Source organism: Streptomyces sp. NPDC014656 (assembly GCF_043084305.1).
Classification (GTDB): Bacteria; Actinomycetota; Actinomycetes; order Streptomycetales; family Streptomycetaceae; genus Streptomyces.
This window is the reverse complement of the sequence record NZ_JBIBZN010000014.1, coordinates 109417-121699: the sequence shown is the minus strand read 5'-3', so window position 1 is coordinate 121699 and position 12283 is coordinate 109417. Positions and strand designations below refer to the sequence as shown.

Sequence of the window (12283 nt, the reverse complement as noted above, 5' to 3'; positions counted from 1 at the left end):
CGGGACGCAGATGTAGACGTGCCGGAAGAGGCCCCGCCCATGGCGGGGCCTCTTCCCGTATGCCCCTGGCCCGCCTCGCCTCGCTCCGGCCCGCCTCGCTCGCCTCGCCTCGCCTGGCCCGGGCCCGCCCCAGCCCGGCCTCGCCTCGGGCCGCCCCAGCCCGTCCCAGTCCGGCCCGCCCTGCCCCAGCCCGCCTCGTCCCAGCCCACCCTGCCCCCCCAGTCCGCCCCGCCCCGTGCGGCCTCTTTTGCGTGGGGGCTCGGGGCAATCGATGGATTCCGGCGGGGTGCCGCCTACGGGAGGCGGTTTGTCCTGCTTCGGCTGCCTATGATCCGTGCCCATGCACCCGGAACCGGAATTGGCCCAGGCCCCCGCCGTCCTCGCCGCGGCGGTGCTCACCAGCGGGAACCGGACGATCGTCGCCGTCGTCGCCGGGGTCGCCCTCGCCGCACTGGTCACCGCCCGGCTCTTCGGCCGGCAGGTGCTCAAGGCCGACGAGGGCACCCCGGCGATGCGGCGGATCGCCGCCGCCGTGCAGGAGGGCGCCAACGCCTATCTCGCCCGCCAGCTGCGCACCATCGGCCTCTTCGCCGTCGTCGTCTTCCTCCTGCTCATGGCGCTGCCCGCCGACTCCTGGTCGCAGCGGGCCGGGCGTTCGCTGTTCTTCCTGGTCGGGGCCTTGTTCTCGGCGGTCACCGGGTACGTCGGGATGCGCCTCGCGGTCCGGGCCAACGTCCGGGTCGCGGCCGCCGCGCGGGAGGCGTCCCCGGGCCCCGGCGAGCCCGGCCGTGACCCGGCCGAGGCCGCCCGCCGGGCGATGCGGATCGCCTTCCGCACCGGCGGGGTCGTCGGCATGTCCACGGTCGGTCTCGGGCTGCTCGGCGCCGCCTGCGTCGTCCTCGTCTACGCCGCCGACGCGCCCAAGGTCCTGGAGGGCTTCGGGCTCGGCGCCGCCCTCATCGCCATGTTCATGCGGGTCGGCGGCGGCATCTTCACCAAGGCCGCCGACGTCGGCGCCGACCTGGTCGGCAAGGTCGAGCAGGGCATCCCCGAGGACGACCCGCGCAACGCCGCCACCATCGCCGACAACGTGGGCGACAACGTCGGCGACTGCGCGGGCATGGCCGCCGACCTCTTCGAGTCGTACGCCGTCACCCTGGTCGCCGCCCTCATCCTCGGCAAGGCCGCCTTCGGCGACCACGGCCTGGTCTTCCCGCTGGTCGTGCCCGCCATCGGAGTCCTCACCGCCGTCATCGGCATCCTCGCCGTCGCGCCCCGGCGCTCCGACCGCGGCGGGATGCGCGCCGTCGACCGCGGCTTCTTCGTCTCCGCGGTCGTCTCCCTCGTCCTCGTCGCCGTCGCCGCCTTCGTCTACCTGCCGTCGTCCTACGCCGGACTGGCCGGCGTCACCGAGCCGGGGCTGACCGGCCACGACGGTGACCCGCGGGTCCTCGCCCTCGTCGCCGTCGCCATCGGAATCGTGCTCGCCGCGCTCATCCAGCGGCTCACCGGCTACTTCACCGAGACCGGCCGGCGCCCCGTCCAGGACATCGGCCGCTCCGCGCTCACCGGTCCGGCCACCGTCGTCCTCGCCGGCGTCGCCATCGGCCTGGAGTCCGCCGTGTACGCGGCGCTGCTCATCGCCCTCGCCGTCTACGGCGCGTTCCTGCTCGGCGGGGCCTCCGTGATGCTGGCGCTCTTCGCGGTCGCACTCGCCGGCACCGGACTGCTCACCACCGTCGGCGTGATCGTCGCCATGGACACCTTCGGCCCGGTCGCGGACAACGCGCAGGGCATCGCCGAGATGTCCGGGGACGTGCGGGGCGCCGGCGCGCAGGTCCTCACCGAGCTGGACGCCGTCGGCAACACCACCAAGGCGATCACCAAGGGCATCGCGATCGCGACGGCCGTCCTCGCCGCCGCCGCGCTCTTCGGCTCGTACCGGGACGCCATCGCCACCTCGGTCGCCGAGGTCGGCGCCCGGGCCGGCGAACTCACCCTCTCCATGGACATCTCGCAGCCCAACAACCTCGTCGGGCTGATCCTCGGCGCGGCGGTCGTCTTCCTCTTCTCCGGACTGGCCGTCAACGCGGTCTCCCGGTCGGCCGGTTCGGTGGTGTACGAGGTGCGGCGGCAGTTCCGCGAGCACCCGGGAATCATGAACGGCACCGAACTCCCGGAGTACGGGCGGGTCGTCGACATCTGCACCAAGGACGCGCTGCGCGAACTCGCCACGCCCGGGCTGCTCGCCGTCACCGCCCCGGTGGCGGTCGGGTTCGCGCTCGGCGTCGGCCCGCTCGGCGCGTACCTCGCCGGGGCGATCGGCACCGGCGCGCTGATGGCGGTCTTCCTGGCCAACTCCGGAGGCGCCTGGGACAACGCGAAGAAGCTGGTCGAGGACGGCAACCACGGCGGCAAGGGGAGCCCGGCGCACGAGGCGACGGTGATCGGCGACACCGTCGGCGACCCGTTCAAGGACACCGCGGGACCGGCGATCAACCCGCTCCTGAAGGTGATGAACCTCGTGGCCCTGCTGATCGCCCCGGCCGTCGTGCGCTTCGGCTACGGCGAGGACGCGAACGCCTGGGCGCGGGCCGGGATCGCGGTCCTGGCGCTGCTCGTGGTGGTCGTCGCCGTCTGGGCCTCCAAACGGCGCCCGGTGGCCGTGGCCTGACGTGGCGTCCGTCTCATTTCCGGGAGGGGCGGGATGCCCGGAGCCCTGGTGCCGCTTGGGTCAAACGGATTCAACACGGGAGGAATCACTCGTACGAAAGGTGGAAGTCGCCCGCGCGGCGTGTATGTTCCGGGGCCGAGAGTCTTGGAAGGGACCGATCCGGTGAACAAGAAGCTTGCGGCAGCGCTGTCCGGCGGTGCGGTACTGGTGCTCGTGCTGTCCGGCTGCAGCGAGGACGAGGGCGACAAGGCCAACGACTGGGCCAAGTCGTTCTGCGACCAGGCGAAGCCGCAGATCCAGAAGCGGGCCGACGCCCACCAGATCATCATCTCGACCGCGGCCGACAGCCGTCCGGCGGAGATCCAGGCCGCGGACTCCAAGGCCTTCAAGGACATCGCGGACGCGGACCGGGCGCTGGCCAAGGCGGTCGAGACCGCCGGCGTCCCGCCGATCGAGAACGGCGAGAAGGTCCAGAAGGACGTCATCGCGGAGCTCAACGCGACCGCCGTCGCCTACGACGGGCTGAAGAAGCAGGTCGACGCGCTCGACCCGACGAACCAGCAGAAGTTCGCCGAGGGGCTGAAGGACGTCGCCGACGGCCTCACCAAGATCGAGAAGATGGACCAGAACGCGCTGGCCAACCTGGAGAACGGCGAGCTGGGCCAGGCCATGGCCAAGCAGCCGGGCTGCCAGAAGCCGACCCCGTCGGTCCCGAGGACGCCGACCGGATCCGCCTCCCCGAAGGCGGGCGCCACGGCCACGCCCACCACCTCCGCCTCGCCGAAGGCCAAGGCATCCGCCTCCGCCTCCTCGGAGTCGTAACCCCCGCACAGGTGTTCCCCCGGCCGGCCCGGGTCGTTCCCGGGCCGGCCGTCCCGCCGTCGCGCCGTCCCGCGCCGTCGGGCTGTCGGTGACCGGGTTGTCGGCGGCGGCCGTCACAATGGAACCCGTGAGTACGACCAGCCTGACCACCAGCCTCCCGGTGCCCGCGCACGCCGCCCGACTGCGCGAGGCCCTGCTCGCCGCGGACTTCACCGCCGACGGCCTGCTCGACCTGCTCGGCGCCCCCGCCTACGCGGCACTCGCCCGCAGCGAGACCGTGCCCGCCCTGCGCGCCACCCGCGGCGACTCGCCGCTGGAGACCCTCGTCCGGCTCTTCCTGCTCCAGGAGGCCGTCGCGTCCGGCCCGGCCGCCGCCGCGCTCCCGCTGGAGGAGGCCCTGGCCGACGGCTGGGTGGTCCGGGAGGACGGCGCCGTGCGCGCGACCGTCGACGTGCGGCCGTACGGCGGCCCGGACGGCGAGGACTGGTTCATCGTCTCCGACCTGGGCTGCGCCGTCGGCGGCGCCGGCGGCATCGGCAGCAAGGAGGAGGGGGTCGTCCTCGGCGTCGGGGGCGCCTCCACCACCCTCGCGGGCATCACCGTCCGCACGCCGGTCGCCACCGCGCTCGACCTCGGCACCGGCTCCGGCATCCAGGCCCTGCACGCCGCCCGGCACGCCACCCTGGTCACCGCCACCGACCTCAACCCGCGGGCGCTGGACTTCACCCGGCTGACGCTCGCCCTCTCCGGGGCCCGCGAGGCCGAGCTCCTGGAGGGCTCGCTGTACGAGCCGGTGGACGGCGACACGTACGACCTGATCGTCTCCAACCCGCCGTTCGTGATCTCCCCCGGCTCCGGACTCACCTACCGGGACGGCGGGATGGGCGGCGACGACCTGTGCCGCACCCTCGTCCAGCAGGCCGGCGAGCGGCTGAACGACGGCGGGTACGCGCAGTTCCTCGCCAACTGGCAGCACGTCGACGGCGAGGAGTGGCAGGACCGGCTGCGCTCCTGGGTGCCGCGCGGCTGCGACGCCTGGATCGTCCAGCGCGAGGTGCAGGACGTCACCCAGTACACCGAGCTGTGGCTGCGGGACGCCGGCGACCACCGGGGCGACCCCGAGGCGTACCGGGCGGCGTACGACCGCTGGCTGGACGCCTTCGAGGCGAGCGGGACCCGGTCGATCGGCTTCGGCTGGATCACCCTGCGGCGCGATCCGGCGGTGGCCGCGGGCGAGGCCGAGCCGTCGATCGTGATCGAGGAGTGGCCGCACCCCGTGGAGCAGCCGCTCGGCCCGGCCGTCCGCGCCCACTTCGAGCGCCAGGACTACCTGCGGACCCGTGACGACGCCGCGCTGCTCGCGGACAGCTTCACCCTCGCCCCCGAGGTGGTCCAGGAGCAGGTCGGGCTGCCCGGCGCGGAGGACCCCGAGCACGTCGTCCTCCGGCAGAACCGGGGCATGCGCCGCGCCACCCGGGTCGACCACGTGGGCGCGGGCTTCGCGGGCGTCTGCGACGGCTCCCTCAGCGCCGGCCGGATCCTCGACGCGATCGCCCAGCTCATGGGCGAGGACCCGGTGCTGCTGCGGGACCGCACCCCGCAGGCCATCCGCCTCCTCGTCGAGGAGGGCTTCCTCACCCCGGAGTCCCTGCTTCCGGCGGAGGAGAAGTAAGGAGGAGGGTGACGGAGTAGTGGGGCACTACCGGCCATCTTCGTGAAACCGGACGGCCCGGCCCGCGTCGTTCACCCGGAATTCGCGTCCCTGACGCCGGAAGCTGTCAGCCTCCCTCTGAGGACACCTCGGGGAGAGACACACCGAGCGGGTACGGCGCCGGGACGGGAAGCGGGTACGGGCATGGAGAGCGGGCCGGCGATCTTCGCGGGGACGGCGTTCGCGCTGTTCGGAGGCGCGCTGCTGCTGTGGACCACGGTCCGCGTCCGGCACGGCGAGCCCGTCGCGCTCGGCGTCGCGCCCCGGGCCGCCGCCGTCTTCGGGGGCCTGGCCGGGGCGGCCTTCCTCGCCCTCGGCGTCTGGTGCTTCGGCCGCCTCTGAACCGCCGCCCGCGCCGCCCGCTGAGACGCGCTCCACACCCGGCCGCCCCGCCGGTCCGGCAGTCCGGGCGGCAGGAAGGGCAGGAGTCGGGTTACCGTTCGAGTGGCCGTTGCGGGCTTTCCCTGTTTGACACGGGGGCGGGTTGTACCGTCACACTCCGCAGCGACGGGAGCGTCACCGTCCGTGGCGTTGCCGTGCGCGCCCAGCGTCGTACCGGCGCTGCGGTGGCGCCGCCAGCGCCGTACAGGCCAGCCCTGGGCCGCACGGGCCCGCACCGGGCCTGGAGAGTGTCGACCGGAGAGAAGAGCGAAGTTGTCCCCGACCAGCGAGACCGCACACGGCGGCCGCCGACTCGTCATCGTCGAGTCGCCTGCCAAGGCGAAGACGATCAAGGGCTACCTCGGCCCCGGCTACGTGGTCGAGGCGAGTGTCGGGCACATCCGTGACCTCCCCAGCGGCGCCGCCGAGGTGCCGGAGAAGTACACCGGAGAGGTCCGCCGCCTCGGCGTCGACGTCGAGCACGACTTCCAGCCGATCTACGTCGTCAACGCGGACAAGAAGGCGCAGGTCAAGAAGCTCAAGGACCTGCTGGCCGAGTCCGACGAGCTCTTCCTCGCCACCGATGAGGACCGCGAGGGCGAGGCCATCGCGTGGCACCTCCAGGAAGTCCTCAAGCCCAAGGTCCCCGTCCACCGGATGGTCTTCCACGAGATCACCAAGGACGCGATCCGCGAGGCCGTCGCCAACCCGCGCGAGCTCAACCAGCGCATGGTTGACGCCCAGGAGACCCGTCGCATCCTCGACCGGCTGTACGGCTACGAGGTCTCGCCGGTCCTGTGGAAGAAGGTCATGCCGAAGCTGTCGGCGGGCCGCGTGCAGTCCGTCGCCACCCGGCTCGTCGTCGAGCGCGAGCGCGAGCGCATCGCCTTCCGCTCCGCCGAGTACTGGGACCTCACCGGCACCTTCTCCACCGGCCGCGCCGGCGACGCCTCCGACCCGTCCACGCTGGTCGCGCGCCTCGCGGCGGTCGACGGCAAGCGCGTCGCACAGGGCCGTGACTTCGGCGCCGACGGCCGGCTGAAGAGCGAGGCGGTGCTCCACCTCGACGAGGCGAACGCCCGCGCGCTCGCTGCCGCCCTCGCCGACACCCGCTTCTCGGTCCGCTCGGTCGAGTCGAAGCCGTACCGCCGCTCCCCGTACGCGCCCTTCCGCACCACCACCCTCCAGCAGGAGGCCAGCCGCAAGCTCGGCTTCGGTGCCAAGGCGACCATGCAGGTGGCGCAGAAGCTGTACGAGAACGGCTTCATCACCTACATGCGTACGGACTCCACCGTGCTCTCCGACACCGCCGTGACCGCCGCCCGCGCCCAGGTGACGCAGCTGTACGGCGCCGACTACCTGCCGGAGAAGCCGCGCGTCTACGCCGGCAAGGTCAAGAACGCGCAGGAGGCGCACGAGGCGATCCGCCCCTCGGGCGATCGTTTCCGCACCCCGGCCGAGACCGGTCTGACCGGCGACCAGTTCAAGCTCTACGAGCTCATCTGGAAGCGGACCGTCGCTTCCCAGATGAAGGACGCCACCGGCAACTCGGTCACCGTCAAGATCGGCGGCACCTCCGCCGACGGCCGCGACGCCGAGTTCTCGGCCTCTGGCAAGACGATCACCTTCCACGGCTTCATGAAGGCCTACGTGGAGGGCGCCGACGACCCGAACGCGGAGCTCGACGACCGCGAGCGGCGCCTCCCGCAGGTCGCCGAGGGCGACGCGCTCTCCGCCGAGGAGATCACCGCCGACGGCCACGCCACCAAGCCGCCCGCCCGCTACACCGAGGCCACCCTGGTCAAGGAGCTGGAAGAGCGCGAGATCGGCCGCCCGTCGACGTACGCCTCGATCATCGGCACCATCCTCGACCGCGGCTACGTCTTCAAGAAGGGCACGGCCCTCGTGCCGTCCTTCCTCTCCTTCGCCGTGGTCAACCTGCTGGAGAAGCACTTCGGCCGGCTCGTCGACTACGACTTCACCGCCCGCATGGAGGACGACCTCGACCGCATCGCCCGCGGCGAGGCCCAGTCCGTGCCGTGGCTGAAGCGCTTCTACTTCGGCGAGGGCGAGGCCGCGATGGGCGGCGCCGCCGACGCCGGGAACGGCGACGGCGACCACCTCGGCGGCCTCAAGGAGCTCGTCACCGACCTCGGCGCCATCGACGCCCGGGAGATCTCCTCCTTCCCCGTCGGCGACGGCATCGTGCTCCGCGTCGGCCGCTACGGCGCCTACGTCGAGCGCGGCGAGCGGGAGCAGGAGGGCTACCAGAAGGCCGACGTCCCCGACGACCTCGCGCCCGACGAGCTCACCGTGGAGTACGCGGAGGAGCTGCTCGCCAAGCCGAGCGGCGACTTCGAGCTGGGCACCGACCCGGTCAGCGGCCACCAGATCGTCGCCAAGGCCGGCCGCTACGGCCCGTACGTCACCGAGATCCTCCCCGAGGGCACCCCGAAGACCGGCAAGAACGCGGTCAAGCCGCGCACCGCCTCCCTCTTCAAGACGATGTCCCTGGACACCGTCACCCTGGAGGAGGCCCTCCAGCTGATGTCGCTGCCGCGCGTGGTCGGCGCCGACGCCGAGGGCGTCGAGATCACCGCGCAGAACGGCCGGTACGGCCCGTACCTCAAGAAGGGCACCGACTCGCGGTCGCTGACCAGCGAGGACCAGCTCTTCTCCATCACGCTGGAGGAGGCGCTGGCGATCTACGCCCAGCCCAAGCAGCGTGGCCGGGCCGCCGCCAAGCCGCCGCTGAAGGAGCTCGGCACCGACCCCGTCAGCGAGAAGCCCGTGGTCGTCAAGGACGGCCGCTTCGGCCCGTACGTCACCGACGGCGAGACCAACGCGACCCTGCGCACCGGCGACAGCGTCGAGACGATCACGCCCGAGCGCGGCTACGAGCTGCTCGCCGAGAAGCGCGCCAAGGCCCCGGCCAAGAAGACCGCCAAGAAGGCCCCGGCGAAGAAGGCCGCGGCCAAGAAGACGGCCGCGAAGAAGACGACGGTGGCCAAGAAGACCGCGGCGAAGAAGACCACGACGGCGGCTGCGGCGAAGAAGACGACCGCCGCCGCGAAGAAGACCGCGGCGGCCAAGCCGGAGTAGTCCGGAGCGGATCGGACCGGATCGGAGCGGAGCGGGTCGGACCGGTCCGGAGAGGGCCGGAGCCGTCCGGACGGTCGGGTCGTGAGGAAGGGCGGGAGCCGGTGCTCCCGCCCTTCCTCCATATGTTCGACTGTGGGCCCGGTGAGCCAGGCCGTCCGGATAGGGTGGACGGATGACGCGAGCAGAGCAGCCAGAGCTTCTGGGCGACTCCGAAGCCGCACCCGCCCCCGGCGCCGCCCCCGTCTTCGACGCGGCCCTCGTCGCGGATTCCCGGGAGCGCGCCGTACGGGCCCTCGTCCGCCACCAGCCGCTGCGCCGGCTGTGGAGCGCCCAGGCCGTCGGCGGGGTGGGCGACGCGCTCGCCCTCCTCGTCCTCGTCCTGCTCGGCCTCCAGGCCGCGCTCGCCGAGGGCGCGTTCGGCGGCGGAGGGCGGGGGCCCGCCTTCGCCGTGGCCGCCGTCGTCGGCGCCCGGCTGCTCGCCACCGTCCTCTTCGGCGCCGTCCTGCTCGGCCCCCTCACCACCCTGACCGCGCCCGGCGCCGCCCTCGACCGGCGGTGGACCATGCTCGGCGCCGACGGACTGCGGATCGCGCTGCTCGTCGTCGCGCCCCTGTGGATCGACTGGACCCCCGACAACGCCCTGTGGTTCCTGCTCGGCACGGTCTTCCTCACCGGCGCCGCCGAACGCCTCTGGACCGTCTGCCGCGACGGCGCCGCCCCCGCGCTGCTGCCCGCCGCGCCCGTCGAGGGCGACGCCGTGCGCCCCCTCCCCGACCACCTCGGCGCCCTGCGCACGCTCAACCAGCGCACCGCCTTCCTCGCCGTCCCGGCCGCCGCCGCCCTCCTGCTCGCCGCCACCCTCGTCGGCAACCTGCTCGGCTCCGGCATCGACTGGTTCTCGCTCCACCAGGCCGCCCTCGGCTCCTACCTCGCCGCCGGCCTCTTCGCCGCCTCCGTCAGCGTCCTCGCCGCGATGACCCTGCCCGGCGGACGGACCCCGCGCCCCCGCTCGCCGCTGGAGGGGCTGCGCCGCCCCGCCGCCGACAAGGGCCGCACCGGAGCCGTACCGCTGCTCGTCCTGGCCTGCGCCACCGTCGCCGGCGCCATCGGCGCCGCCGCCTCGCTCGCCGCGCTCCACGCCTTCGACCTCGGCGGCGGCCCCGTCACCTACGCCCTGCTGGTGCTCGCGCTCAGCGGCGCCACCGCCGTCGGCATCCGCACCGCCCGCTCCGTGCTGCCGGTGCTCTCCCGGCGCCGGCTGCTCGCCCTCGCCGTCGCCGTCACCGGCATCGCCCTGATCGCCGTCGGCCTCGTGCCCGACACCGCGACCGTGCTCCTGCTCGCCGCCCTCGCCGGGTACACGGCCGGCGTCGCCGCCAACACCGGGCACGTCCTCATCGACCAGGAGACCGAGGAACCGCGCCGGGAACGCACCACCGCGCACCTCCAGGCCACCGCGCGCGTGGGCATCGCCGTGGGCGCGCTCGCCGCGCCGCTGCTCGCCGCCGCGATCGGCCCGCACCGCTTCGTCTCCGGCTCGGGGTCCTTCGTCTTCGACCACGGCGGCGCCGCCTTCACCCTCGTGCTCGTCGGCGCGCTGCTGCTGCCCGTCGCCGCGCTCGTCCTCGCCAGGGCAGACGACCGGGCGGGCGTCCCGCTCCGCCGCGACCTGCGCGACGCACTGCGCGGCGCCGACCCCGCCCAGGCCCCGGCCGCCACCGGCTTCTTCATCGCCCTGGAGGGCGGCGACGGCGCCGGCAAGTCCACCCAGGTCCAGGCGCTCGCCGACTGGATCCGCGCCAAGGGCCACGAGGTCGTCGTCACCCGCGAGCCCGGCGCCACCCCCATCGGCAAGCGGCTCCGCTCGATCCTGCTCGACGTCTCCTCGGCCGGGCTCTCGAACCGCGCCGAGGCCCTGCTGTACGCCGCCGACCGCGCCGAGCACGTCGACTCCCTGGTCCGGCCCGCCCTGGAGCGGGGCGCCGTCGTCCTCAGCGACCGGTACATCGACTCGTCCGTCGCCTACCAGGGCGCCGGCCGCGACCTCTCGCCGACCGAGATCGCCCGCATCTCCCGCTGGGCGACCGGCGGCCTCGTGCCGAACCTGACCGTCCTCCTCGACGTCTCCCCGGAGACCGCCCGGGAGCGCTTCACCGAGGCGCCGGACCGGCTGGAGTCGGAGCCGCCGGAGTTCCACGCGCGCGTGCGGGCCGGTTTCCTCGCCCTCGCCGCCGCCGACCCCTCGCGCTACCTCGTCGTCGACGCCGGGCAGGAGCCCGAGGCCGTCACCACGGTCGTGCGCCACCGGCTCGACCGGATGCTGCCCCTCTCCGAGGCCGAGGTGAAGGCCGCCGAGGAGGCCCGCCGGAAGGCCGAGGAGGAGGCGCGGCGCAAGGCCGAGGAGGAGGCCGCCCGCAAGGCCGAGGAGGAGCGCCTGGAGCGCGAGCGCCAGGCGCAGCTCGCCAAGCTGCGCGCCGAGGAGGAGGAGCGCAAGCGGCGCGAGGAGGAAGAGGCGCGCCGGCTGGAGGCCGAGCGGCAGGCGGAGGAGGCCCGGCGCAAGGCCGAGGAGGCCCGGATCGCCGCCGAGGAGGAGGCCCGCCGCCTCGCCGCAGAGGAGAAGGCCCGCCGCGAGGAGCAGGAACGACTCCGCAAGCAGGCCGAGGAGGAGGCCCGCCTCCGGGCCGAGGCCGAGGCGCTCCGCCAGGAGAAGCAGCGCAAGGCGGAGGAGGCCCTGCTCCGCGCGGAGGAGGCCCGCCGTCTGGCGGCCGCGGCCGCCGAGGCCAAGGCGGCCGAGGAGGCCGCGAGGGCCGCGGCGGAGAAGGCCGCCGCCGAGGCCGCCGAGGAGGCCGCGAGGAAGGCCGCCGCCGAACGGGCCGCGGCGGAGCGCGCGGCCGCGGAACGGCGCGCCGCCGCCGAACGGAGGGCCGCCGAGGAGTCGGCGAACGAGGTCACGGTCCAGACGCCGGTCGTGAAGCTCGGCAAGGACTCCGGCCCGTCCGGTGCGTCCGGGGGCTCCGGTACGGCTCCGGCGGCGGGCGGCGGCGATCCGACCGTCTCGCCGAACGAGGTCACCGTGCCGACCCCGGTCGTCCGCCCGGAGGACCCGCGCCGTCCCGAGGCCGAGACGACGGTCCTGCCGCAGGTCCGCGACCGCGCCGCCGACGAGACGGCCGTGCTGCCGTCCGTCCGGGACGCCGCCGTGGACGAGACCGCCGTGCTGCCGCCGGTGAAGGGCGCGCGGCGGGCCGATCCGGTGGACCGGGTGCCGCAGGACTTCTTCCGGGACGAGCGGGACGAGCGGTCGGACCGGGACAGCCGGTCGGACCGGGACGGGCGGCCGGGCCAGGACGGGCCGGAGGCAGGCGGCACCGGGGCGAACGACGCCACACGCGAGCTGCCGCAGCTCGACGAGCAGGGCCGGCCGCGCCGCCGCTCGGACTGGGCCGAGGAGACCCCGCTGGACGACCTGCCGACCCTCGCGGACGAGCTGTTCGGCGGATACGACGGCGACGACGACGGGGACGACCGGGGGGACGGGCGCCGCCGGCGCCGCTGAGGCGGCCCGGCCCGGGCCGGGCTGTCGGTCCCCTGCC

6 protein-coding genes are annotated in these 12283 nt (G+C 74.3%); all 6 read left to right on the top strand.

Annotation, left to right across the window (positions count from 1 at the left end; genetic code table 11):
• The first annotated feature begins 340 nt into the window (after positions 1–340).
• The 6 genes from ACF1ED_RS28080 to tmk all read left to right on the top strand — a co-directional run bounded on the left by ACF1ED_RS28080 (position 341) and on the right by tmk (position 12246).
• The gene (locus ACF1ED_RS28080; protein WP_391765075.1) at positions 341–2674 is read left to right on the top strand and encodes a sodium-translocating pyrophosphatase; all 2334 of its coding nucleotides are present in this window, start codon (positions 341–343) and stop codon (positions 2672–2674) included.
• 162 nt (positions 2675–2836) lie between these two features.
• Complete coding sequence (locus ACF1ED_RS28075) at positions 2837–3496, top strand: small secreted protein (protein WP_391765073.1); 660 nt, start codon at positions 2837–2839, stop codon at positions 3494–3496.
• Between the two features lie 127 nt (positions 3497–3623).
• Positions 3624–5168 (top strand): methyltransferase, encoded by a 1545-nt coding sequence (locus ACF1ED_RS28070; RefSeq protein ID WP_391765071.1) that lies wholly within the window; start codon positions 3624–3626, stop codon positions 5166–5168.
• Between the two features lie 183 nt (positions 5169–5351).
• A complete protein-coding gene (locus ACF1ED_RS28065) occupies positions 5352–5549 on the top strand; it encodes a hypothetical protein (protein ID WP_391765069.1) in 198 nt (65 codons plus the stop codon).
• Between the two features lie 312 nt (positions 5550–5861).
• Positions 5862–8690: a type I DNA topoisomerase gene (topA, locus tag ACF1ED_RS28060; protein ID WP_391765067.1), complete on the top strand. Its 2829-nt coding sequence runs from the start codon at positions 5862–5864 to the stop codon at positions 8688–8690.
• 172 nt (positions 8691–8862) lie between these two features.
• On the top strand, positions 8863–12246 hold the full coding sequence (tmk, locus tag ACF1ED_RS28055) for a dTMP kinase (protein ID WP_391765065.1): 3384 nt from the start codon (positions 8863–8865) through the stop codon (positions 12244–12246).
• Positions 12247–12283: the final 37 nt, after the last annotated feature.

Bases quoted from the DNA above. Each gene is read 5' to 3' on its own strand.
- ACF1ED_RS28065 (WP_391765069.1), top strand. From the start codon at position 5,352: ATGGAGAGCGGGCCGGCGATCTTCGCGGGGACGGCGTTCGCGCTGTTC.
- ACF1ED_RS28080 (WP_391765075.1), top strand. From the start codon at position 341: ATGCACCCGGAACCGGAATTGGCCCAGGCCCCCGCCGTCCTCGCCGCG.
- tmk (WP_391765065.1), top strand. From the start codon at position 8,863: ATGACGCGAGCAGAGCAGCCAGAGCTTCTGGGCGACTCCGAAGCCGCA.